The sequence below is a fragment of the Arsenophonus endosymbiont of Aphis craccivora genome (assembly GCF_013460135.1).
In the GTDB taxonomy this organism is placed as follows: Bacteria; Pseudomonadota; Gammaproteobacteria; order Enterobacterales; family Enterobacteriaceae; genus Arsenophonus; species Arsenophonus nilaparvatae.
In genome coordinates this window covers 374,429-399,056 of record NZ_CP038155.1, presented here as the reverse complement: position 1 = coordinate 399,056, position 24,628 = coordinate 374,429, and the positions used below count along the sequence as shown (strand labels likewise).

Below are 24,628 nucleotides of genomic sequence, written 5' to 3'. Positions count from 1 at the left end.
TTAGTCGTGACTAAGCTTTACAACATCACTTATTACTCGTCTTCCAGTTCGATGTTAATACCCAGCGAACGGATCTCTTTCAATAATACATTGAAAGACTCCGGCATCCCTGGTTCCATCTGATGGTTGCCGTCTACGATGTTTTTATACATCTTAGTACGTCCGTTTACATCATCGGATTTAACGGTAAGCATTTCTTGCAAGGTGTAAGCGGCACCATATGCTTCCAGAGCCCAAACTTCCATCTCACCAAAACGCTGACCACCAAACTGTGCTTTACCACCCAACGGTTGTTGAGTAACCAGACTATAGGAGCCTGTTGAACGTGCATGCATTTTATCATCAACAAGATGATTCAGTTTTAGCATATACATATAGCCAACTGTCACCTGACGTTCAAATTTCTCGCCTGTACGACCATCATACAATGTAATCTGACCGGAAGTCGGCAACTCAGCTAAAGTCAATAGTTCTTTGATTTCCTTTTCTTTTGCACCATCAAAGACCGGTGTCGCAATTGGCATACCTTTCTTCAAATTATGTGCTAACCGCAGAACTTGTTCATCAGAAAAGGTACTGAGATCAACTTTTTGACGAGGATCATCTCCTAAGTCATAAGCTTTCTGAATAAATTCTCTCAATTTGGCTACTTCACGCTGTTGTTTCAGCATGGCATTGATTTTATCACCAATACCTTTAGCAGCCATCCCCAAATGGGTTTCCAGAATTTGACCAATATTCATACGTGATGGTACGCCCAGTGGGTTCAAAACGATATCAACAGGGTTACCACTTTCATCGTAAGGCATGTCTTCAACAGGGTTTATTTTTGAAATAACACCTTTGTTACCATGCCGACCGGCCATTTTATCGCCCGGTTGGATTTGGCGTTTTACTGCCAAATAAACTTTAACGATTTTCAATACGCCTGGCGCTAAATCATCACCTTGAGTGATCTTACGACGTTTAGCCTCTAGCTTCTTCTCAAATTCAGCTTTAAGCTCATCATACTGCTCAGCTAATTGCTCTAGCTGGTTTTGTTTTTCTTCATCCTTTAAGGATAATTCTAACCAACGTTCACGCGGTAATTTATCCAGTTTTTCACCTTCAATACCGCCATTAGTTAGTACTGCTCGGATACGGGCAAATAGACCTGCTTCAAAGATACGCAACTCTTCAGTTAAGTCTTTCTTCGCATCACGAAGCTGCATTTCTTCGATTTCTAACGCACGTTTATCTTTCTCTACTCCATCACGGGTAAAGACTTGTACATCAATAACCGTTCCTGATACCCCATTTGGTACCCGCAGTGAAGAATCTTTAACATCAGAAGCTTTTTCACCAAAAATGGCGCGCAACAATTTCTCTTCTGGCGTTAATTGCGTTTCACCTTTCGGTGTTACCTTACCAACCAGAATGTCGCCGCCCGTTACTTCAGCACCGATATAAACAATACCTGATTCATCCAATTTAGATAATGCAGCTTCACCTACGTTAGGAATATCTGCCGTAATCTCTTCTGGCCCTAACTTAGTATCACGCGATACACAAGCTAATTCCTGAATATGAATGGTGGTGAAACGATCTTCCTGTACCACTCGTTCAGATACCAAAATAGAATCTTCAAAGTTGTAACCATTCCAGGGCATGAACGCCACGCGCATATTTTGACCAAGCGCCAATTCACCTAAATCAGTCGATGGTCCATCAGCCAAAACATCACCGCGTTCAATCGGTTCACCGAGCGAAACACATGGCATTTGATTAATACAAGTGTTCTGATTAGAACGCGTATATTTAGTCAGATTATAGATATCAATGCCGGCTTCACCAGGATACATTTCATCTTCATTAACTTTGATAACAATACGTGAAGCGTCAACATACTGAACGGTACCACCACGTTTAGCTACCGCTGTTACCCCAGAGTCAACAGCAACGGCACGCTCCATACCCGTTCCAACCAATGGTTTATCTGAGCGTAACGTCGGTACCGCCTGACGTTGCATGTTCGCACCCATCAATGCACGGTTTGCGTCATCATGCTCAAGGAATGGAATTAATGAAGCTCCAACAGAAACAACCTGCTGGGTTGAAACGTCCATATATTCCAGTTGATCTTGGCTGAATAAACTGGATTCACCTTTATTACGGCAAGTGATTAATTCTTCAACAAACCGACCATCATCATCTAAAACAGTATTCGCCTGAGCAATGATGTAGTTACCTTCTTCAATCGCTGACAAATAATGAATTTCATCAGTAACGATACCATCTCGTACCAAACGATAAGGCGTTTCCAAAAAACCATACTCATTGGTTTGTGCATAGACAGACAATGAGTTAATCAAACCGATATTTGGTCCTTCAGGTGTTTCAATTGGACATACACGTCCGTAGTGCGTTGGATGTACGTCACGAACTTCAAAGCCAGCTCGTTCACGTGTTAATCCACCTGGCCCTAATGCTGAAATACGACGTTTATGTGTGATTTCAGACAGTGGGTTATTCTGATCCATAAACTGCGATAATTGGCTGGAACCAAAAAACTCTTTAACCGCAGCAGAAATAGGCTTCGCGTTAATCATGTCCTGAGGCATTAATGCATCTAAATCACCTAATGATAAACGCTCTTTAACCGCACGCTCAACTCGCACTAAACCAACTCGGAACTGATTTTCAGCCATTTCGCCAACCGAACGAATACGACGGTTACCTAAATGGTCAATATCATCAACTTCACCTTTACCGTTACGAATACCAATGAGTTTTTTCATCACATCAATGATATCTTGTTTACTTAAGATGCTTGAGCCTTCAATTGCTTCACGATCTAGTGAGCGATTAAATTTCATGCGCCCTACAGCGGAAAGATCATAACGTTCTTCAGAAAAGAATAAGTTCTCAAACAGATTTTCTGCAGCTTCGCGGGTAGGTGGCTCGCCTGGACGCATCATACGGTAAATTTCAACTAATGAACTTAAACGATCATTTGTTGGATCAGGACGCAATGTTTCTGAAATATATGCACCATGATCTAAGTCATTAGTAAATAAGGTCTCAATGGTTTTATGACCGCCTTGACTTAGACGTGCCAACATATCCAGAGAAAGCTCTGTATTAGCTGTACAGATTAATTCGCCGGTACTTTCATCAATGTAATCTTTAGCTACCACTTTACCAGCAATATACTCAACAGGTACTTCAATACTGCTGATTTGGTCTTTTTCTAGCTGACGAATGTGACGTGCAGTAATACGGCGGCCCTTTTCAATATAGACTTTACAGTTGGCTTCAATATCAAAAGAAGCCGTTTCACCACGTAAACGTTCAGGTATCAACGTCATCAACAGTTTATTATCACTGATTTGGAAAATCGTTTTCTCAAAAAAGAGATTGAGGATTTCTTCGGTACCATAATCCATCGCACGTAGAATAATGGTCGCCGGTAATTTACGACGGCGATCAATACGAACGAAAAGATTATCTTTAGGATCAAATTCAAAATCTAACCATGAACCACGGTAAGGAATAATGCGTGCATTATATAATACCTTACCTGAAGAATGGGTTTTACCTTTATCACTATCAAAAAATACACCAGGGCTGCGATGTAATTGAGAGACAATAACACGCTCTGTACCATTGATAATAAAAGTACCATTATCTGTCATGAGTGGAATTTCACCCATGTAAACTTCTTGCTCTTTTATATCCTTTACTATGCCTTCTGGTGCTTCACGCTCGTAAATAACAAGGCGTAGCTTAACCCGTAAAGGAGCAGAATAAGTGACACCACGGATCTGACATTCTTTAACATCAAATACAGGTTCACCAAGACGATAGCTAACATATTGCAATTCAGCATTGCCACTGTAGCTTTGAATTGGAAATACAGAACGGAATGCTGCTTCCAGCCCATTCTGCCCTTCTAAATCTTGCTCGATAAATTTAGCGAACGAGTCAAGTTGGATAGATAAAAGATAAGGAACATCCAAAACTTGCGGACGTTTGCCAAAATCCTTACGAATACGTTTTTTCTCGGTATAGGAGTAAACCATAGGGTTCCTCAGCTTGCTGATCAGTGGCCCACTCTGTCCGTCCTAAAGGACAGCATCTGCAACACTATTTTTTGGAACGGAAAACAGATTATTTTCCATAATACTTATTGCTATTACTCTTAAATCATTTCATTGCATTATATAACTACCAAGCTTTAATTGTCAGAGTCATAAACGCAGTATATTAAGTCGTCAATAGCAAAAAGCATTTAAAGGATCACTCAGTAACTAAAAAGTGTGAAATATTACTGATACCCTAAGACACTTTATAGCGCAAACAGGCTGGTGACTAAAAAATCACCAGCCGTCAGCCTATAAAATTAGGCTGCCAACTTAAAGCAAAGCTTATTTAACTTCAACAGAAGCACCCGCGTCTTCCAGCGATTGCTTCAATGTTTCAGATTCGTCTTTGCTTACTGCTTCTTTAATTGTTGCTGGCGCTGATTCTACCATTTCTTTAGCTTCTTTTAGTCCTAAGCCAGTTGCTGTACGAACAGCTTTAATAACCGCAACTTTGTTAGCACCAATAGCAGACAAGATAACATCAAATTCAGTTTTTTCTTCAACTGCTTCAGCTGCACCTGGTGCAGCAACTGCGACTGCTGCCGCAGCAGAAACGCCAAACTTCTCTTCCATCATAGTGATCAGTGCAACAACGTCCATTACAGACATTTCTGCAACTGCATCAATAATTTGTTCTTTAGTTATTACAGACATAACAAGGGTTCCTAAAATTCAGAAATATTTTATACGTTAAAAAGCAACAACGGAAATAGCTTTAAGCAGCTTCTTTCTGATCGCGTAGTGCCTCCATAATGCGAGCCAACTTACCTGCAGATGCTTCTTTCATGGTTGACATCAGACGCGCAATTGCTTCTTCGTAAGTTGGAAGAGTTGCCAAACGATCGATTTGATTCGCTGGGATAAGCTCTCCTTCAAAGGCTGCTGCTTTAATCTCGAATGCTGGATTCGCTTTCGCGAATTCTTTAAACAAACGAGCTGCTGCGCCCGGATGTTCATTAGAAAAAGCAATCAAGGTTGGACCAATAAACGCTTCTTTGAGGCACTCATAAGCAGTACCTTCAACAACACGGCGCATCAACGTATTACGAACAACACGCAGATAAACACCTGTTTCGCGACCTGCTTTACGCAGTTCAGTCATTTTATATACAGCTACACCACGAGAATCCGCGACAACTGCAGACAGCGCACCTTTGGCTACTTCGCTGACTTCAGCAACAATCGCTTGTTTGTCTTGAAGATTTAGTCTCATTAGCTTTTTTCTCCTGGATTAACCGGGTTACCCCGGGACTCACATCACTCAAAACATCCAATATGTTTGAGCGTTAAATACGGTGAGCAGAATCCAGAAATTAATCTTAGTGGCTCTGTCACCGTCTACGTAGGATATTAAGTAATCACTTACACCTACGGTCTTGGACGGGGCCTGGATAAGGCCAGGGCACCAACATAAATTCAGCGTTTGCTATTTTCTGTTTGAAATAGAAATAGCAAACATAAAGTTCCAAATTATATACAAATTTAACACAAAGGTAAAGCTAAAAATGATACTCAAAAATTATGCTGACGCAGATAATCCTGCTTGATCAACAGCAACTCCTGCTCCCATCGTGGTAGATAGGCTAATTTTCTTAATATAAACACCTTTAGCAGAAGAGGGTTTTGCTTTTTTCAACGCAACCAATAGTGATTCAAGGTTTTCTTTTAATTTACTATCGTCAAAATCAACTTTACCGATAGTGGTATGAATGATACCGTTTTTATCATTACGATAACGGATCTGACCAGCTTTGGCATTTTGAACCGCTTCAGCGATATTAGGCGTTACTGTACCAACTTTAGGATTTGGCATTAAGCCACGAGGTCCTAAAATCTGACCTAACTGGCCAACAATGCGCATTGCGTCTGGCGAAGCAATAACAACATCAAAGTCCATTTCACCCTTTTTAATTTTATCAGCCAGTTCTTCCATACCAACTAATTCAGCTCCAGCAGCTGTTGCAGCTTCAGCATTTGCTCCTTGAGTAAATACCGCAACACGAACAGAACGACCGGTACCATGCGGCAAAACAGTTGCCCCACGAACATTTTGATCAGATTTACGTGCATCAATACCAAGATTAACTGCAACGTCAACGCTTTCTACAAATTTAGCCGTCGCTAATTCTTGCAAGAGTGTCATTGCTTCAGTAATATCATATTGTTTAGTTGCATCAATCTTTTCACGGATATTGCGCATACGCTTGGTTAGTTTAGCCATTGATTAACCCTCCACCACCAAGCCCATGGAACGAGCAGTACCTTCCATTGAACGCATCATCGCTTCAATATCAGCCCCTGTCATATCCGCAGCTTTAGTTTCAGCAATTTCACGAATTTGTGCGCTGGTTACGTTACCAACTTTCTCTTTATTTGGTGTACCTGAACCTGATTTAACACCCGCTGCTTTTTTCAGTAACACCGCGGCAGGTGGTGTCTTGGTTATGAATGTAAATGAACGGTCTGAATAGACAGTAATTACAACTGGAATTGGCAAGCCTTTTTCTAAGCTATCTGTCTTAGCATTAAACGCTTTACAAAATTCCATGATATTCACACCTTGCTGACCCAAAGCTGGACCAACAGGAGGACTAGGATTAGCCATGCCTGCTGCAACTTGCAGCTTAACATAGGCTTGTACTTTCTTAGCCATGCATATTTCCTCTAATTGGGTAATGTCGCTTCAATTATGAAGCTCCCCTGTATATATAATGACCTGTGCAATTTTCAGACCATAAAAAATAAAAGCGCGAAATTGTAGCTAAATTTCCCGCCTTTAGCAAGTTGTCAAGTGTATTACACTTTTTCTACTTGACTAAAATCTAATTCTACCGGTGTTGCACGACCGAAAATAGAAACCGATACTTTAAGACGGCTCTTTTCATAATCAACTTCTTCAACCACACCGTTGAAATCTGCAAATGGACCATCACTAACACGAACCATTTCTCCTGGCTCAAACAGTGTTTTGGGTCGCGGCTTATCCCCTACTTTCTGCAAGCGATTCATAATCGCATCAACTTCTTTATCGCTAATAGGAGCTGGGCTATCTGGTGTACCACCAATAAAACCCATAACACGTGGTACACTGCGCACTAAATGCCAGCTAGCATCATCCATAGTCATTTGAACTAAAACATATCCTGGAAAGAATTTTCGTTCACTTTTACGACGTTGGCCACTTCTAATTTCCATAACTTCTTCGGTTGGCACCATCACTTCACCAAACTTATCTTCCATGTCATGCAACTTGATATGTTCACGCAATGACTGGGAAACTCTAGCTTCAAAACCAGAAAATGCTTGAATAACATACCAGCGTTTTTTAGGGGATTCAGACATCTTAGAACCTCAGGCCTGTAATAAATGAAACTAAACGCACCAGTATACCATCTAATCCCCAAAGAATTAGTGCCATAACGGCAGTAACTGCCGCAACAATTAATGTTGTCTGTAATGTTTCCTGGCGCGTTGGCCAAATGACTTTACGCATTTCAATACGAGCTTCGCGAGCAAATGCTAAAGTTGCTTTTCCTTTTGCGGTCCACAATGCAATGCCACCAGCAAGCGCGTTAATAGCAACAACTGCTATGACACGTAATGCAAGATTGTATTGTCGGAAATAATAATTACCAACAATAGCAATAACTAAAAGAATCGCGACTAATACCCATTTTGCTACATCAAAACTACGTCCGCTTTCTTGAGCATCGCTATTCACACTCATAAATCAACCCGCTACTATGATATAATAAAAAGTCAATTTGCCTCGTAAAACAATTCAAATTTGACCGAAATAAAACATACCACTATTGTATCTCACTTTACGCCATAAACCAGTATGACATTCAACTATTGAGAGACATCCAATAATTCTTTAATCAGAGCCTATCTCACCAATAATTAAACTACCATATAAACTATTGATGAGATAGGTTCTTAAATTATCCAAGCTAGTATAAAAAAGGCATCAGATGATGCCCTTTTTACAATTATTTCTCTAAAGATTAAGCAATAATTTTAGCAACGACACCGGCACCGACTGTACGGCCACCTTCACGGATCGCAAAACGCAATCCTTCATCCATCGCGATTGGCGCTATCAACGTCACTTTCATGTTGATATTATCACCTGGCATTACCATCTCTACGCCTTCTGGCAACTCGATTGTGCCCGTTACATCCGTCGTTCTAAAATAAAACTGTGGACGGTAACCTTTAAAGAATGGCGTGTGGCGACCGCCCTCATCTTTGCTTAAAATATATACTTCTGATTCAAATTGAGTATGCGGATTTATTGAACCTGGTTTTGCTAATACTTGACCACGCTCTACATCTTCACGCTTGGTACCACGTAATAATACACCTACGTTCTCACCTGCACGACCTTCGTCCAGCAGTTTGCGGAACATTTCTACGCCCGTACACGTCGTTTTGGTCGTCTCTTTAATTCCGACGATTTCAACTTCTTCACCAACCTTAACTACACCACGCTCTACACGGCCTGTTACTACGGTTCCACGACCTGAGATTGAAAATACGTCTTCGATTGGCAACAAGAACGGTTTATCTATCGCACGCTCTGGCTCTGGGATGTAGTCATCTAATGCTTTCGCTAACTCTAGAATTTTCTCTTCCCACTCAGCAACGCCTTCCAGCGCCTTCAACGCTGAACCTTTGATTACCGGCGTGTCGTCTCCTGGGAAATCATACTGAGAAAGAAGCTCACGCACTTCCATTTCAACCAATTCCAGCAGCTCTTCATCATCTACCATATCACATTTGTTCAGGAAAACGATGATGTAAGGAACACCTACCTGGCGACCTAATAAGATATGCTCACGTGTTTGTGGCATTGGACCATCTGTTGCCGCAACCACTAAAATCGCGCCGTCCATTTGTGCCGCACCGGTGATCATGTTTTTTACATAATCTGCGTGGCCTGGGCAATCAACGTGGGCATAATGACGGGTTGGCGTATCATATTCTACGTGAGAGGTAGAAATTGTGATACCGCGCGCTTTTTCTTCCGGTGCATTATCAATTTGATCAAATGCACGTGCACTACCGCCATAAGTTTTCGATAATACGGTGGTGATTGCTGCAGTTAAAGTTGTTTTACCATGGTCAACGTGGCCGATTGTACCAACGTTAACGTGCGGTTTTTTACGTTCAAATTTTTCTTTAGACATTAGATTGTCCCTCTAAGACACGGAATCGGTGGTTACACCACATTAACCAAGCAGTAAAAGTTATATACTCGTTGCTTGTTTTTTCGCAGGAAAAAATCAGGGAACAATTAAGAACACATTCTAGGAGTGGTGCTGATAGGCAGATTCGAACTGCCGACCTCACCCTTACCAAGGGTGTGCTCTACCAACTGAGCTATATCAGCACATCTTGGAGCAGGCAGCGGGAATCGAACCCGCATCATCAGCTTGGAAGGCTGAGGTAATAGCCATTATACGATGCCCGCGATGAACTCGGCTACCTGACTTTAATCAGCTGCAAATTTTATCTTAAGTATTTTTCATCGAGGTAGCATTTTAAGCTGAACACTTAAGATGAAACTTATGGTGGTGGGAGAAGGATTCGAACCTTCGAAGTCTGTGACGGCAGATTTACAGTCTGCTCCCTTTGGCCGCTCGGGAATCCCACCTTTTACTTATATCCAAATTTTTAATGGTGCCGGCACCAAGAGTCGAACTCGGGACCTACTGATTACAAGTCAGTTGCTCTACCAACTGAGCTATGCCGGCATCAGGTGCTGCGCATTCTAGATAGAGAACGAGCATGTTGCAACAAAAAAATTAAAATATTTGTTCTTTTGAGTATTTAAACATTTACTTTAACCTTTTTTGCTGCTTTTTTCTATAGTAAATGTTTAAATACTCAAAAGTATAAATTTTTTATTTACTATTTACTATTTACTATTTACTATTTACTATTTACTCTAGTGAAAAATGACATCAAATTTTTCTCACTAATAAAAACGTATCGTAAAACATACAATATTATTTCATTGCTAAAAATAAAAAACGGATGAATTGTGATCAATTATTTAATTAATACAAAAAACAGAAAAAACTCTACGCCTAAAGATATTCAATCGTTATTATGCAATCTATTTTTTTATTGGTTATGAATGATTATGACAACCTGTACACAGGTGAATGTTGACTTATGAAACAACAACAAAACTTTTCAATAACACCTTATTTAGAATTTGATCGTGAACATTGGGCAACATTACGTGATTCTGTTCCACTAGAGCTACTAACGGATAAAGAGCTGCTGGAACTGAAGGGTATCAATGATGAAATTTCAATGGATGAAGTAAATAAAATTTATCTTCCTATTTCACGGCTACTTAATTTCTATATCAGTTCAAATTTACGTAGACAAACAGTTTTACAACAATTCTTAGGTACTAATGGTACTAATGGTACTAATGGTACTAATGGTACTAAAGTACCTTATGTTATCGGTATTGCAGGCAGTGTTGCAGTTGGTAAAAGTACCACAGCTCGCCTATTACAAACTTTATTAAGTCGGTGGCCCGAGCATCGTAAAGTTGATCTTATTACAACAGATGGTTTCTTATACCCAAATCAGATTTTAAACGAACGTGGAATAATGAAGAAAAAAGGATTTCCACAATCCTATGATATGCACCGTTTAGTACAATTTGTTTCTGATATAAAATCTGGAGTCAAACAGGTTACCGCTCCGGTATACTCCCATTTTACTTATGATATCGTTCCCGATAAAAAGCAAGTGATTGAGCAGCCTGATATTCTTATTTTGGAAGGTTTAAACGTTTTGCAAAGCGGAATGGATTATCCGCATGCTCCCCATCATGTTTTTGTATCTGACTTTGTCGATTTTTCAATTTATGTTGATGCCCCGGAAAATTTATTGAAAAAATGGTATATCAGTCGATTTTTGAAATTTTGCCAAGGCGCTTTTTCCGACCCTCACGCCGATTTCTACAATTATTCTAAATTAGAGCAAGAAGAAGCAATCAATACAGCTAAAACAATATGGGAAGAAATTAATAAAATAAATTTGGAAGAGAATATAATACCAACCAAAGAAAGAGCCAGTTTGATCATGACTAAAGGTTCTAATCATTCAATTACAAATGTTAGATTAAGAAAATAATTTCAAACATTGAGTCGATGATTAGCTTCGACTCAATTGTTCTAATTATCTGGCCGTAATGAAATTTCACCACCTATATAAGAAACAACTTCACCATTTTGTTCTAACAAAATTGCGCCGTTTTCATTAATACCTTTCACGATACCGATTTCAAGTTGATCACCAATATGTAATCTTACTTTTTTATGTAAAAAATTATCCAACGCCAGCCAACGCTTAATAAAAGGAACAAGACCATATTTCTCAAATTGCACTAATTCATGACGTAATGCCATAATGATCTGACCTGAGATCACATTTCTTTCTATTTGAATACCAGCCTGCTCAAGATTAATCCATCCTTGATTAATATTTGTTTCATAATTACGACTCATTGCAATATTAAGTCCAATACCAATCACAATATGTGCCGCATCGCCAGTTTTACCTACCATTTCAATTAAAATACCTGCAAGCTTTTTGTCATTAAGATAAAGATCATTAGGCCATTTAACTTTTATATTACTACCGCTCAATTTATTAAGGGTCTCAGCTATCACAATCCCCGCAACCAAGCTTAGACCCATGGCAGCAGCCGGCCCTTGGTCTACATGCCAGTACAATGATAAATAAAGATTACAGCCGAAAGGAGAAGCCCAATATCGACCACGCCTCCCTCTACCGGCTGTTTGATATTCTGCAACACAAGCATCACCAGAACTTAATTGATCAATGTGCTCAAGTAGATATTGATTGGTAGAATTAATAACCGGTTTTACTATTATATTTCCGCGTCTCACTAAACCATAAATTCGCTCGTAGTCTAATAAATCCATTTTTCTAGTAAGTTGGTAACCCTTACTAGTAATAGTATTAACCTCAATACCCCATTTACGTAGTGTGTGAATATGTTTATTAATACCAGCTCGCGTCATGCCAAGTAATTCACCCAACGGCTCGCCTGAATGTATACTACCATCAGAAAGTATTTTGATGAGTTTTAAAGGAATAGTTACATCTTTCATGAAATAGCATCCATAGCATTTACTTCACCATATTTACCAATAAAACGCACTTCTGGTTCTAGTGTAATAGCAAATTTCTCTATAACCTTTTTTCGGATATAACGGGCTAAATCTACAATATCTTCTCCAGTCGCATTATTTTTATTAATTAAAATCAATGCTTGCTCCTTATGTACTGCCGCGCCACCACATTGATAACCCTTTAGATCACATTGATCAATGAGCCATCCAGCAGCAAGCTTTACTGTACCATCAATTTGAGGATATTCTGGACATCTAGGATAATGGGCCTTTATTTCATTTGCCGCCATACTAGAAATAACGGGATTTTTAAAAAAACTACCCGCATTTCCTACCAAAAATGGATCAGGTAACTTACTTTGCCGGATTTTACAAACAGCGTCAAAGATAGTTTCCGCTGTCACTGTTTGTGCTGCTAAGGAAGTCAAACCAGCATATGTTAATCTGGGTTGCCATAGCTTGTTCAGCTTCAGACCAACTGCAACAATAGCAAAATTTTCACGATATTTATGCTTAAAAATACTATCCCGATAACCAAATTGACATTCAGCGGCATCTAAACGATATTGTTGACCATTATTTAGATTAACAATATCGACATAGTGACATGTATCTTTAAATTCCATACCATAAGCACCGATATTTTGTATAGGCGCAGCCCCTACAGATCCCGGAATTAACGCCATATTTTCTAATCCATAGATGCCATTTTTTATAAGTGTTTCAACCAATTGATGCCAATTATTTCCTGCGCCAACATAAATAAACCATTCCTTAGCTGATTCAGTTAGCTCTAACGCCATAATTCGATTTAAAATAACCAGGCCATCAAAGTCACTAATGAAGAGAACATTACTCCCGCCGCCCAATAATAAAATAGGCCACCATTTTAGTCGTGCATTTTTCCATAACATAAGCAACTCTTCTACTGAAGTAGCCGAGTATATTGCTTTTGCCTTAGCATCAAGACTAAAAGTATTATATTTTTTTAATTCATTATGATTATCAGAATGCATATCTTAAAACTCAATTAATATATAGTAATTATATAGTCTATTAATGTAGATATATAGAGAATAGATAAGAGTTACAAAATCAAACAATAAAACGTCAAAAAGCCACCCTGGGGTGGCTTTCTTAACATAATTAAAGTCTGGCAGCTCCCTACTCTCACATGGGGATACCCCACACTACCATCGGCGCTACGGCATTTCACTTCTGAGTTCGGCATGGGGTCAGGTGGGACCACCGCGCTATTACCGCCAGACAAATTCTTTTCTATTTATCCCGTCTTATTTCGCTGCCTTATAGTCTGCTCACCTACCTCAGTAGCGAACATACCTCGGCCTTCAGCAAAATCCGACCAGATTCAATCTCAAAACAAGCTAAAATTCTCTCTCTCAAAACACCTTCGGTGTTGTCAGGTTAAGCCTCTCGGGTCATTAGTACTGGTTAGCTCAACGTATCGCTACGCTTACACATCCAGCCTATCTACGTCCTCGTCTCGAACACCCCTTATAGGACATTACTGTCAGGGAAGACTCATCTTGAGGCCAGTTTCCCGCTTAGATGCTTTCAGCGGTTATCTCTTCCGCACTTAGCTACCAGGCGATGCCATTGGCATGACAACCTGTACACCAGTGGTGCGTCCACTCCGGTCCTCTCGTACTAGGAGCAGCCCCCCTCAATCTTCCTTCGCCCACGACAGATAGGGACCGAACTGTCTCACGACGTTCTAAACCCAGCTCGCGTACCACTTTAAATGGCGAACAGCCATACCCTTGGGACCTACTTCAGCCCCAGGATGTGATGAGCCGACATCGAGGTGCCAAACACCGCCGTCGATATGAACTCTTGGGCGGTATCAGCCTGTTATCCCCGGAGTACCTTTTATCCGTTGAGCGATGGCCCTTCCATTCAGAACCACCGGATCACTAAGACCTACTTTCGTACCTGCTCGCGCCGTCACGCTCGCAGTCAAGCTGGCTTATGCCTTTGCACTAACCTCACGATGTCCGACCGTGATTAGCCAACCTTCGTGCTCCTCCGTTACGCTTTGGGAGGAGACCGCCCCAGTCAAACTACCCACCAGACACTGTCCTCAGCCCGGATTACGGGCCTAAGTTAGAACATCAAACATTAAAGGGTGGTATTTCAACGTTGGCTCCATGCAGACTGCCGTCCACACTTCAAAGCCTCCCACCTATCCTACACATCAAGGCTCAATGTTCAGTGTCAAGCTATAGTAAAGGTTCACGGGGTCTTTCCGTCTTGCCGCGGGTACACTGCATCTTCACAGCGAGTTCAATTTCACTGAGTCTCGGGTGGAGACAGCCTGGCCATCATTACGCCATTCGTGCAGGTCGGAACTTACCCGACAAGGAATTTCGCTACCTTAGGACCGTTATAGTTACGGCCGCCGTTTACTGGGGCTTCGATCAAGAGCTTCGCCTTACTGCTTACCCCATCAATTAACCTTCCAGCACCGGGCAGGCGTCACACCGTATACGTCCACTTTCGTGTTTGCACAGTGCTGTGTTTTTAATAAACAGTTGCAGCCAGCTGGTATCTTCGACTGGCTTCAGCTCCGGATGCTAGACCCTTCACCTAATGCCAGCGTGCCTTCTCCCGAAGTTACGGCACCATTTTGCCTAGTTCCTTCACCCGAGTTCTCTCAAGCGCCTGAGTATTCTCTACCTAACCACCTGTGTCGGTTTTGGGTACGATTAATGATTACCTATCGCTTAGAGGCTTTTCCTGGAAGCTGGGCATCAACTACTTCACCACCTTGGTGGCTCGTCATCACGTCTCAGTGTTGTAGCAGTGCGGATTTGCCTGCACTACCCACCTACTCGCTTAAACCGGGACAACCGTCGCCCGGATAGCCTAGCCTTCTCCGTCCCCCCTTCGCAGTAACCATTAGTACGGGAATATTAACCCGTTTCCCATCGACTACGCTTTTCAGCCTCGCCTTAGGGGTCGACTTACCCTGCCCCGATTAACGTTGGACAGGAAACCTTGGTCTTTCGGCGAGCGGGTTTTTTACCCGCTTTATCGTTACTTATGTCAGCATTCGCACTTCTGATACCTCCAGCAGACCTCTCAGTCCACCTTCTACGGCTTACAGAACGCTCCCCTACCCAACAACATCTAAATGTCGCTGCCGCAGCTTCGGTGCATGGTTTAGCCCCGTTACATCTTCCGTGCAGGCCGACTCGACCAGTGAGCTATTACGCTTTCTTTAAATGATGGCTGCTTCTAAGCCAACATCCTGGCTGTCTAAGCCTTCCCACTTCGTTTCCCACTTAACCATGACTTCGGGACCTTAGCTGGCGGTCTGGGTTGTTTCCCTCTTCACGACGGACGTTAGCACCCGCCGTATGTCTCCCGTGATAACATTCTTCGGTATTCGTAGTTTGCATCGGGTTGGTAAGTCGGGATGACCCCCTAGCCGAAACAGTGCTCTACCCCCGAAGATGAATGCACGAGGCGCTACCTAAATAGCTTTCGGGGAGAACCAGCTATCTCCCGGTTTGATTGGCCTTTCACCCCCAGCCACAAGTCATCCGCTAATTTTTCAACATTAGTCGGTTCGGTCCTCCAGTTAGTGTTACCCAACCTTCAACCTGCCCATGGCTAGATCACCGGGTTTCGGGTCTATACCCTGCAACTTAACGCCCAGTTCAGACTCGGTTTCCCTACGGCTCCCCTATACGGTTAACCTTGCTACAGAATATAAGTCGCTGACCCATTATACAAAAGGTACGCAGTCACACCCTGTCGGGTGCTCCCACTGCTTGTACGTACACGGTTTCAGGTTCTATTTCACTCCCCTCGCCGGGGTTCTTTTCGCCTTTCCCTCACGGTACTGGTTTACTATCGGTCAGTCAGTAGTATTTAGCCTTGGAGGATGGTCCCCCCATATTCAGACAGGATAACACGTGTCCCGCCTTACTCTTCGAGTTCACAACACTTACCGTTTCAGATACGGGGCTATCACCCTTTATTGCTGGCCTTTCCAGACCCTTCTCCTGCGGTAAATATTGATGTTGACTCTGGGCTGCTCCCCGTTCGCTCGCCGCTACTGGGGGAATCTCGGTTGATTTCTTTTCCTCGGGATACTGAGATGTTTCAGTTCCCCCGGTTCGCCTCGTTTGACTATGAATTCATCAAACGATAGTGCATTAATGCACTGGGTTTCCCCATTCGGACATCGCCGGCTAATACGCTTCATATCAGCTTACCGACGCTTTTCGCAGATTAGCACGTCCTTCATCGCCTCTGACTGCCTAGGCATCCACCGTGTACGCTTCATTCGCTTAACCTCACAACCCGAAGGTGTCTTCTACTGTCTTTTTGTTGGGTTATGGATGCGCGTCCACCAATTCTGTGTTGGGCATTGCGCGCAATGCTCACGTACTTTAGTACGCTGCGCTTGCTGTGCGCTGGCCGCCTCGAATTGCTGACTGCTCGCTCATAACTCTTCATCATGACAACAAAAACCCAACTGATTGGAGTTTTGAGAGTTCTCCACACTATTTTTTTAATAATGTGTGTTTCAATTTTCAGCTTGTTCCAGATTGTTAAAGAGCATAATTATTCGCAGCATACTGTTGCCAGCCTGCTCTGAATAACTTTTTTTCTATTTTTATCTTGCAATATGGTGGAGCTAAGCGGGATCGAACCGCTGACCTCCTGCGTGCAAAGCAGGCGCTCTCCCAGCTGAGCTATAGCCCCATTAAGATTGTCGTATCATTACACCTTACTGCTAACCTTGCCTTTCAGCCACTTCCGTCAGCAATGTTGGTAGGCCTGAGTGGACTTGAACCACCGACCTCACCCTTATCAGGGGTGCGCTCTAACCACCTGAGCTACAAGCCTAATGATACACATCAGACAATCTGTGTGAACACTCACATTCCATCTATCTAGGTAAGGAGGTGATCCAACCGCAGGTTCCCCTACGGTTACCTTGTTACGACTTCACCCCAGTCATGAATCACAAAGTGGTAAGCGCCATCCAAAAAGGTTAAGCTACCTACTTCTTTTGCAACCCACTCCCATGGTGTGACGGGCGGTGTGTACAAGGCCCGGGAACGTATTCACTGCGACATGCTGATCCGCGATTACTAGCGATTCCGACTTCATGGAGTCGAGTTGCAGACTCCAATCCGGACTTCGACGTACTTTCTGAGTTCCGCTTCCCATCGCTGGCTCGCCTCTCTCTGTATACGCCATTGTAGCACGTGTGTAGCCCTACTCGTAAGGGCCATGATGACTTGACGTCATCCCAACCTTCCTCCGGTTTATCACCGGCAGTCTCCTTTGAGTTCCCGACACTACTCGCTGGCAACAAAGGATAAGGGTTGCGCTCGTTGCGGGACTTAACCCAACATTTCACAACACGAGCTGACGACAGCCATGCAGCACCTGTCTCAGCGTTCCCGAAGGCACTCCTCTATCTCTAAAGGATTCGCTGGATGTCAAGAGTAGGTAAGGTTCTTCGCGTTGCATCGAATTAAACCACATGCTCCACCGCTTGTGCGGGCCCCCGTCAATTCATTTGAGTTTTAACCTTGCGGCCGTACTCCCCAGGCGGTCGATTTAACGCGTTAGCTCCGGAGGCCACAGTTTATGACCACAACCTCCAAATCGACATCGTTTACAGCGTGGACTACCAGGGTATCTAATCCTGTTTGCTCCCCACGCTTTCGCACATGAGCGTCAGTCTTTGTCCAGGGGGCCGCCTTCGCCACCGGTATTCCTCCACATCTCTACGCATTTCACCGCTACACATGGAATTCTACCCCCCTCTACACGACTCTAGCTAACCAGTCTTGAATGCCATTCCCAGGTTAAGCCCGGGGATTTCACATCCAACTTAATTAACCGCCTGCGTGCCCTTTACGCCCAGTAATTCCGATTAACGCTCGCACCCTCCGTATTACCGCGGCTGCTGGCACGGAGTTAGCCGGTGCTTCTTCTGTCGCTAACGTCAATTGCTAAGGTTATTAACCTTAACACCTTCCTCACGACTGAAAGTACTTTACAACCCGAAGGCCTTCTTCATACACGCGGCATGGCTGCATCAGGCTTGCGCCCATTGTGCAATATTCCCCACTGCTGCCTCCCGTAGGAGTCTGGGCCGTGTCTCAGTCCCAGTGTGGCTGATCATCCTCTCAGACCAGCTAGAGATCGTCGCCTAGGTGAGCCATTACCCCACCTACTAGCTAATCTCATATGGGTTCATCCGCAGGTGTGAGGCCAGAACGGTCCCCCACTTTGCTCCTTAGAGATTATGCGGTATTAGCCACCGTTTCCAGTGGTTATCCCCCGCCTTCGGCCAGATCCCCATACCTTACTCACCCGTCCGCCGCTCGCCGGCAAGGAAGCAAGCTTCCTTCCGCTGCCGCTCGACTTGCATGTGTTAGGCCTGCCGCCAGCGTTCAATCTGAGCCATGATCAAACTCTTCAATTAAAAGCTTGATGCTCAAAGAATGTTTTACTGACCGTAACGCCCTTTTGTTCAACCCGCTTTGCCGATGTTTGACCACCTTCGCCGCTGCCGTCCAAAATAACGTTACTGCATATTAGTTCATATATGAATTAACTGTTTGTCACTCTTCAAGACTTTAAAATCAAATATTTTTTGATGATGTCTTGCGAGTGCCCACACAGATTGTCTGATTAATTGTTAAAGAGCGTGCGACCTAGGCCGTGAGGTGGCGTATATTACGCTTTTCACCTTAATACGCGTTGATTCTTTTATTGATGAATAAGTCGCGATAACGGGTCAGCATTATAGGGGCTTTCTGAAACTAACAACTATTATTTACATTTTTTCTGTTTAAGTGCTCATTTATTGCTCTAACCTTGAATTAATAGTATCTATGCTAGTTGCTAATAATGATCTTTAATCAAGGCAAGTGAGTTCTTATAATACTATTGAAGAAGCAAATATTACCTCTTCAAATAAAATTAATAATTTAATTTTATTTATTGCTTAGCAACAATAACACCTTTTTTAATATCTAAAGTGACTTGTTTGCCTGGCACTAATTTGCCTGATAACATCTGTTCAGCCAATGGATTTTCTATCTCTTGTTGGATCGCTCGTTTCAAAGGGCGTGCACCAAATACCGGATCAAATCCCGCTTCGCCTAATTTTTCTAATGCCGCTGGCGTGATTTTTACTTTATAGCCTTGCTCTTCCATTCGCTTATATAAACGCGATAGTTGAATCTGCGCAATTTCTGTAATTTGCTCTTTATCGAGTGGATGGAATACTACTACTTCATCAATACGGTTTATAAATTCAGGTCGGAAACTACGGCTGACAACTTCCATGACTAGCTCTTTCATTTCGTCATAATCCAAACTACCAAAGCGCTCTTGGATTAAATCCGAACCTAGGTTTGATGTCATAATGACAACTGTATTACGAAAATCGACCGTTCTTCCTTGCCCATCGGTCAAACGTCCATCATCCAGAACTTGTAATAAAATATTGAAAACATCGGGATGTGCTTTTTCAATTTCATCAAGCAAAATAACAGAATAAGGGCGACGTCGGATGGCTTCGGTTAAATAACCGCCTTCTTCATATCCTACATAACCTGGTGGTGCACCAACTAGCCTAGAGACTGTATGTTTTTCCATAAATTCGGACATATCAATACGTACCATTGAATCTTCACTATCAAATATAAAATTTGCCAGTGCCTGACATAGCTCGGTTTTACCAACACCCGTAGGACCTAAAAATAAGAATGAGCCAATAGGCCGATTTGGATCTGATAAACCAGCACGACTACGCCGAATAGCATTAGATACCGCATCAACAGCTTCATTCTGACCAATAACTCGCTTATGCAGATCCTGTTCCATATGGAGTAACTTTTCACGTTCACTTTCTAACATTCTTGAAACGGGAATGCCTGTCCAGCGCGCTAATATTTCTGCAATCTCTGCATCAGTTACTTTATTGCGCAATAACTTCATGGTGTGACTTTCCGCCTTAGTGGCAGCTTCAAGTTGTTTTTCTAATTCAGGAATTTTACCATATTGCAATTCTGACATTTTAGCTAAATCACCGCTACGCCGAGCCTTCTCCATACTTATACGTGCGTTTTCCAATTCCGCTTTTATATGCTGTGTACCGGTAAGCTCTGCTTTTTCCGCTTTCCACTCTTCTTCTAGCTCTGAATATTCCCGTTCTTTTTCCGTTAGTTCTTCCTCTAACATTTTAAGCCGCTTTTTACTGGCGTCATCAGATTCCTTTTTTAGCGCTTGTTGTTCAAGTTTTAATTGAATAACTCGACGTTCTAAACGATCAAGCGCTTCCGGTTTAGAATCCATCTGCATCCGTAAGCTAGCGCCAGCTTCATCAATTAAATCTATTGCTTTATCAGGAAGCATACGATCAGAAATATAACGATTTGATAAACTGGCAGCAGCAACAATGGCAGGGTCAGTTATTTGTACATGATGATGCAGCTCATAACGTTCTTTCAGTCCCCTTAATATTGCAATAGTGTCATCAACGGTAGGTTCAGCAACATAAACTTTCTGGAAACGACGCTCTAATGCCGCATCCTTTTCAATATACTGACGATATTCATCAAGTGTAGTCGCACCGACGCAATGCAATTCTCCTCGCGCTAGTGCTGGTTTTAACATATTACCAGCATCCATCGCTCCTTCAGCTTTACCTGCGCCAACCATAGTATGTAATTCATCGATAAAAAGAATCACACTTCCTTCTTGTTTGGCCAGATCATTTAAGACAGCCTTTAAGCGTTCTTCAAATTCGCCCCGATATTTAGCGCCAGCCAGCAAAGCACCCATATCTAAAGAGAGAACGCGTTTATTTTTCAGCCCTTCGGGTACTTCACCATTAACAATTCTTTGAGCAAGACCTTCAACAATCGCGGTTTTACCTACCCCTGGTTCACCAATTAAAACCGGATTGTTTTTTGTTCGGCGCTGAAGAACTTGTATCGTTCGGCGGATCTCTTCATCACGTCCAATAACAGGATCGAGTTTGCCTTGTTCAGCTCTTTCAGTTAAATCAATTGTGTATTTTTTAAGTGCTTGACGCTGCTTTTCAGCACCTTGGTCATTAACATTATCACCACCACGCATTTGTTCTATCGCCTTTTCTATATTTGCTTTATTCGCTCCCATCGTTTTAAGTGTATCTGCCAGGTAGGTTTTGGCATCAAAAATTGCCAGAAGAAATAGCTCTGAGGATATAAACGTATCACCTCGCTGTTGCGCCAACTTATCACACAAATTTAAGTGCCGAATAAGATCGTTTGATGGCTGGATATCACCAGCAGTGCCATGCACTTGCGGTAAGGTATTGAGAATATCGTTTAATTTGTTACTAAGCTGACTGATATTAACCCCTATCGATGTCAATAAAGGACGTAAGGTACCGCCTTCTTTATCTAACAAGGCAACCAGTAAATGTACTGGTTCAATAAATTGATTATCTTGCCCAATTGCTAAAGATTGAGCATCAGCTAGTGCTTGTTGAAATTTGTTGGTAAGACGATCCAAACGCATAATACCTCCAAAATACAATTGCAATCATTTATGCAGATTAAATGAGGCTTTATTTCATATTATTCAAGTTACTTACGATAAAAGTCAGCTATTGATATAAAAAATAATAATTAATCTGATTAAAGATTTATTTTAACCAGATCAATGATGCCATTCTTCCTGTCACGCCATCACGTCGATAGGAAAAAAAACGCGTTGGCTCACTAACCGTACAATAGGTTCCACCATAAATATTTTTGACACCCACTGCATTTAATTTCAAACGCGCTAGCAAGTAGAGATCAGCGAGATATTTACCATTATCATAAGCTTTAAAACCTTGCACTAATTCTGCATCATGTTGAATAAAAGCATCCCTGACTTCACTACCTACTTCAAATTTTTCCGCACTAATTGCCGGTCCCAACCAGGCCATAATAGAGGAACCCGGTGATTTAAATTGTTTTATTGCCTTTTCCAGGATCCCGTCACACAAACCGCGCCAGCCAGCATGTACGGCAGCAATTTCCGTGCCTTGTTGGTTACAGAGTAAAACAGGCAAACAGTCTGCCGTCATCACGACGCATACCTGTCCTCGCTCGCTACTATATGCAGCATCCGCTTGCCGATTACCATTTTTTTCGTTAGCTAAATCGATAATATGCGTGCCATGTACCTGATTAAGCCAGTAAGGCTGCGTTGGTAGTTGGGCAATTTTCATTAAGCTACTGCGATTCTGTTCCACTAATCTCGTTTGATCTCCGACATGTAACCCTAGATTGAAACTGTCATAAGGTGGCAAACTATCGCCACCAATACGGGTTGTACTGCAAGCCATGACTGTTTTAGGTTGCGGCCAATCCGCATATATTAAGCTATCCATTTACCAATCCATCTCATCTTTGTGCATCATGGCATCTGCTTTGAGTATATTAATTAGTATAACCATATCCGCAGGAATATCTGCGTGCCACTCCATTTCAATACCTGTACGAGGGTGATATAAACGTAACATCGTGGCATGGAGAGCCTGACGATCGAAATTGTTCATAACTTGACTAAATTCTTCCGAAACACCTTTTAATGGGCGTGGACGGCCACCATATACCGGGTCGCTAACTAAAGGATGATTAATATGCGCCATGTGAACACGAATTTGATGCGTTCTACCGGATTCTAACCTTAATCTAAGCCGGGTATGAGCGCGAAAATGCTCCATTACTCGATAATGGGTAATAGCGGGTTTGCCCAGCGGGTGAATGGCCATATGTGTTCGCTTAGTTGGGTGACGAGCAATAGGTTCATCTACCGTTCCACCAGCAGTCATACGACCATTTACTACCGCTTCATATTCACGCGTAATCTCTCTTAGCTGTAAAGCTTCAACCAGATGAGTCTGGGCAGGAATCGTTTTTGCAATAACCATTAACCCGGTAGTATCTTTATCAAGCCGATGAACGATCCCCGCTCGTGGAACATTAATAATCTCGGGATAGCTATATAAAAGCGCATTTAGTACCGTTCCGTCAGGATTCCCTGCACCAGGATGAACCACTAAATCACGAGGTTTATTAATGACAATTATTTCGTCATCTTCATAAACAATATTTAATGGAATATTTTGTGGCTGCCAGCGCATATCTTCTTCAATAAGTACATCAATGGCAATTTGTTCGCTACCAAATACTTTTTCTTTCGGCCTATTTATAATTTTGCCATTTACCTGCACTCTATTATCTAAAATCCACTCTTTTATTCGTGAGCGAGAATAATCAGGAAATAATTCAGCTAATGCCTGGTCTAAACGTTGGCCAAGTTGTGATTCTAGAATTGGCGCCTGGAGTTGTAATTGTTGAGCCATAAAATTATCTACAGTAAAGTTTACATTTTGACGGCAGTGCCGTTTTAATTAAAATATGTGCTATTGTAACTCATATTCCGTTAGGGGCTTTATGGAGATCGCCCCAAAAACATTCAGAGGAAATAACCACGTGATTAGAAGTATAAAATATCTGCTGGCAGCAGCCACATTGAGTTTACTTGTTACCGGATGCTCCAGCAATAAGGATACTGTACCAGAAAGCTCTCCCACTGATATCTATACCAGCAGTCAAGAGAAACTACAAAACGGTAATTATAAAGGGGCAATTAAATTATTGGAAACCCTTGATAATCGTTATCCATTTGGCCCTTATGCCCAACAGGCTCAATTGGATATGATTTATGCCTACTATAAATCAGCGGAGCTGCCATTAGCGATAGCAACCATTGACCGATTTATTCGCCTGAATACAACACATCCCAATATTGACTATGTTTTGTATATGCGCGGTCTTACAGCACAAGCGTTAGACGATAGTGCTCTACAAGATTTTTTTGGTATTGATCGCTCAGATCGCGATCCTCAACATGCAATTGTAGCCTTTAGAGACTTTAGCCAATTGGTTCGTTTTTATCCAAATAGCCTGTATGCAACAGATGCTAGCAAACGTTTAGCCTTCCTAAAAGAGCGTTTAGCAAAATATGAACTGGCTATTATTAAATATTATAATAAACGTGGTGCTTATGTTGCTGTTATTAATCGCACTGAACAGATGCTAAAAAATTATCCCGATACCCAGTCAACACGCAATGCATTAAAATACATGGAAATAGCCTATAATAAGTTAGGTTTAACACAGGAAAAAAATAAGGTTGCAGAATTAATTGCAGCTAACCATGACTAGAGGCGAAATAATCGTTAGAAGCTATTGATTAAAAACCGCA

The 24,628-nt window shown here is 42.2% G+C and carries 15 protein-coding genes, 6 tRNA genes and 3 rRNA genes; 2 read left to right on the top strand and 22 right to left on the bottom strand.

All coding sequences use genetic code 11. The features are described from left to right. Positions 1 to 32 precede the first annotated feature (32 nt). The 12 genes from rpoB to E3U36_RS02025 form a co-directional block, all read right to left on the bottom strand. Positions 33 to 4,061 carry a DNA-directed RNA polymerase subunit beta gene (gene rpoB, locus E3U36_RS02080; protein ID WP_180816928.1) on the bottom strand — a complete coding sequence of 1,343 codons (4,029 nt, stop codon included), beginning with the start codon at positions 4,059 to 4,061 and terminating at the stop codon, positions 33 to 35. Positions 4,062 to 4,406: 345 nt separating this feature from the next. Then, on the bottom strand, positions 4,407 to 4,778 hold the full coding sequence (gene rplL, locus E3U36_RS02075) for a 50S ribosomal protein L7/L12 (RefSeq protein ID WP_180816927.1): 372 nt from the start codon (positions 4,776 to 4,778) through the stop codon (positions 4,407 to 4,409). 61 nt (positions 4,779 to 4,839) lie between these two features. Further along, complete coding sequence (gene rplJ / locus E3U36_RS02070) at positions 4,840 to 5,337, bottom strand: 50S ribosomal protein L10 (RefSeq protein ID WP_180816926.1); 498 nt, start codon at positions 5,335 to 5,337, stop codon at positions 4,840 to 4,842. 306 nt (positions 5,338 to 5,643) lie between these two features. Then, positions 5,644 to 6,345: a 50S ribosomal protein L1 gene (gene rplA / locus E3U36_RS02065; RefSeq protein WP_180816925.1), complete on the bottom strand. Its 702-nt coding sequence runs from the start codon at positions 6,343 to 6,345 to the stop codon at positions 5,644 to 5,646. A 3-nt stretch (positions 6,346 to 6,348) separates the two neighbouring features. Then, complete coding sequence (rplK, locus tag E3U36_RS02060) at positions 6,349 to 6,777, bottom strand: 50S ribosomal protein L11 (protein WP_180816924.1); 429 nt, start codon at positions 6,775 to 6,777, stop codon at positions 6,349 to 6,351. A gap of 143 nt (positions 6,778 to 6,920) precedes the next feature. After that, positions 6,921 to 7,466, bottom strand: coding sequence for a transcription termination/antitermination protein NusG (nusG, locus tag E3U36_RS02055; protein WP_180816923.1), 546 nt, complete (start codon positions 7,464 to 7,466; stop codon positions 6,921 to 6,923). 1 nt (position 7,467) lies between these two features. Further along, the gene (gene secE / locus E3U36_RS02050) at positions 7,468 to 7,851 is read right to left on the bottom strand and encodes a preprotein translocase subunit SecE (protein WP_180816922.1); all 384 of its coding nucleotides are present in this window, start codon (positions 7,849 to 7,851) and stop codon (positions 7,468 to 7,470) included. A 280-nt stretch (positions 7,852 to 8,131) separates the two neighbouring features. Continuing rightward, complete coding sequence (tuf, locus tag E3U36_RS02045) at positions 8,132 to 9,316, bottom strand: elongation factor Tu (RefSeq protein ID WP_180816921.1); 1,185 nt, start codon at positions 9,314 to 9,316, stop codon at positions 8,132 to 8,134. A 127-nt stretch (positions 9,317 to 9,443) separates the two neighbouring features. Further along, positions 9,444 to 9,519, bottom strand: a tRNA-Thr gene (locus E3U36_RS02040). Between the two features lie 6 nt (positions 9,520 to 9,525). Beyond that, positions 9,526 to 9,600, bottom strand: a tRNA-Gly gene (locus E3U36_RS02035). A 98-nt stretch (positions 9,601 to 9,698) separates the two neighbouring features. After that, positions 9,699 to 9,783: transfer RNA gene (locus E3U36_RS02030), tRNA-Tyr, on the bottom strand. A gap of 24 nt (positions 9,784 to 9,807) precedes the next feature. Beyond that, positions 9,808 to 9,883 (bottom strand) — tRNA-Thr (locus E3U36_RS02025). A gap of 424 nt (positions 9,884 to 10,307) precedes the next feature. Between E3U36_RS02025 and coaA the strand changes: the two genes are divergently transcribed. Then, positions 10,308 to 11,288 (top strand): type I pantothenate kinase, encoded by a 981-nt coding sequence (coaA, locus tag E3U36_RS02020; RefSeq protein WP_180816920.1) that lies wholly within the window; start codon positions 10,308 to 10,310, stop codon positions 11,286 to 11,288. Between the two features lie 41 nt (positions 11,289 to 11,329). Here the strand turns inward: coaA and birA are convergent, their stop codons facing one another. The 10 genes from birA to rluD form a co-directional block, all read right to left on the bottom strand. Then, complete coding sequence (gene birA / locus E3U36_RS02015; protein ID WP_180816919.1) at positions 11,330 to 12,292, bottom strand: bifunctional biotin--[acetyl-CoA-carboxylase] ligase/biotin operon repressor BirA; 963 nt, start codon at positions 12,290 to 12,292, stop codon at positions 11,330 to 11,332. Beyond that, complete coding sequence (gene murB / locus E3U36_RS02010; RefSeq protein WP_180816918.1) at positions 12,289 to 13,329, bottom strand: UDP-N-acetylmuramate dehydrogenase; 1,041 nt, start codon at positions 13,327 to 13,329, stop codon at positions 12,289 to 12,291. Before murB ends, birA begins: the two co-directional genes overlap by 4 nt. Before the next feature lie 135 nt (positions 13,330 to 13,464). Beyond that, positions 13,465 to 13,580: ribosomal RNA gene (rrf, locus tag E3U36_RS02005) — 5S ribosomal RNA — on the bottom strand. A gap of 154 nt (positions 13,581 to 13,734) precedes the next feature. Continuing rightward, positions 13,735 to 16,638: ribosomal RNA gene (locus E3U36_RS02000) — 23S ribosomal RNA — on the bottom strand. Between the two features lie 336 nt (positions 16,639 to 16,974). Then, positions 16,975 to 17,050: transfer RNA gene (locus tag E3U36_RS01995), tRNA-Ala, on the bottom strand. A 67-nt stretch (positions 17,051 to 17,117) separates the two neighbouring features. Next, positions 17,118 to 17,194 (bottom strand) — tRNA-Ile (locus tag E3U36_RS01990). Between the two features lie 52 nt (positions 17,195 to 17,246). After that, positions 17,247 to 18,791: ribosomal RNA gene (locus E3U36_RS01985) — 16S ribosomal RNA — on the bottom strand. The 16S, 23S and 5S rRNA genes sit together here with 2 tRNA genes alongside, the layout of an rRNA operon. A 518-nt stretch (positions 18,792 to 19,309) precedes the next feature. Beyond that, positions 19,310 to 21,883: an ATP-dependent chaperone ClpB gene (gene clpB / locus E3U36_RS01980; RefSeq protein ID WP_180816917.1), complete on the bottom strand. Its 2,574-nt coding sequence runs from the start codon at positions 21,881 to 21,883 to the stop codon at positions 19,310 to 19,312. Positions 21,884 to 22,010: 127 nt separating this feature from the next. Next, a complete protein-coding gene (gene yfiH / locus E3U36_RS01975; protein WP_180816916.1) occupies positions 22,011 to 22,745 on the bottom strand; it encodes a purine nucleoside phosphorylase YfiH in 735 nt (244 codons plus the stop codon). Beyond that, positions 22,746 to 23,723, bottom strand: coding sequence for a 23S rRNA pseudouridine(1911/1915/1917) synthase RluD (rluD, locus tag E3U36_RS01970; protein WP_180816915.1), 978 nt, complete (start codon positions 23,721 to 23,723; stop codon positions 22,746 to 22,748). Between the two features lie 133 nt (positions 23,724 to 23,856). Here rluD and bamD point away from each other — a divergent pair, with 133 nt between their 5' ends. Further along, positions 23,857 to 24,588, top strand: a complete 732-nt coding sequence (gene bamD / locus E3U36_RS01965) for an outer membrane protein assembly factor BamD (RefSeq protein ID WP_439647287.1) — start codon at positions 23,857 to 23,859, stop codon at positions 24,586 to 24,588. The last annotated feature ends 40 nt before the right edge of the window (positions 24,589 to 24,628 follow it).

Excerpts from the sequence above, each read along its gene's own strand:
- rpoB (WP_180816928.1), bottom strand. The coding sequence starts at position 4,061 with ATGGTTTACTCCTATACCGAGAAAAAACGTATTCGTAAGGATTTTGGC.
- rplL (WP_180816927.1), bottom strand. The coding sequence starts at position 4,778 with ATGTCTGTAATAACTAAAGAACAAATTATTGATGCAGTTGCAGAAATG.
- rplJ (WP_180816926.1), bottom strand. The coding sequence starts at position 5,337 with ATGAGACTAAATCTTCAAGACAAACAAGCGATTGTTGCTGAAGTCAGC.
- rplA (WP_180816925.1), bottom strand. The coding sequence starts at position 6,345 with ATGGCTAAACTAACCAAGCGTATGCGCAATATCCGTGAAAAGATTGAT.
- rplK (WP_180816924.1), bottom strand. The coding sequence starts at position 6,777 with ATGGCTAAGAAAGTACAAGCCTATGTTAAGCTGCAAGTTGCAGCAGGC.
- nusG (WP_180816923.1), bottom strand. The coding sequence starts at position 7,466 with ATGTCTGAATCCCCTAAAAAACGCTGGTATGTTATTCAAGCATTTTCT.
- secE (WP_180816922.1), bottom strand. The coding sequence starts at position 7,851 with ATGAGTGTGAATAGCGATGCTCAAGAAAGCGGACGTAGTTTTGATGTA.
- tuf (WP_180816921.1), bottom strand. The coding sequence starts at position 9,316 with ATGTCTAAAGAAAAATTTGAACGTAAAAAACCGCACGTTAACGTTGGT.
- coaA (WP_180816920.1), top strand. The coding sequence starts at position 10,308 with ATGAAACAACAACAAAACTTTTCAATAACACCTTATTTAGAATTTGAT.
- birA (WP_180816919.1), bottom strand. The coding sequence starts at position 12,292 with ATGAAAGATGTAACTATTCCTTTAAAACTCATCAAAATACTTTCTGAT.
- murB (WP_180816918.1), bottom strand. The coding sequence starts at position 13,329 with ATGCATTCTGATAATCATAATGAATTAAAAAAATATAATACTTTTAGT.
- clpB (WP_180816917.1), bottom strand. The coding sequence starts at position 21,883 with ATGCGTTTGGATCGTCTTACCAACAAATTTCAACAAGCACTAGCTGAT.
- yfiH (WP_180816916.1), bottom strand. The coding sequence starts at position 22,745 with ATGGATAGCTTAATATATGCGGATTGGCCGCAACCTAAAACAGTCATG.
- rluD (WP_180816915.1), bottom strand. The coding sequence starts at position 23,723 with ATGGCTCAACAATTACAACTCCAGGCGCCAATTCTAGAATCACAACTT.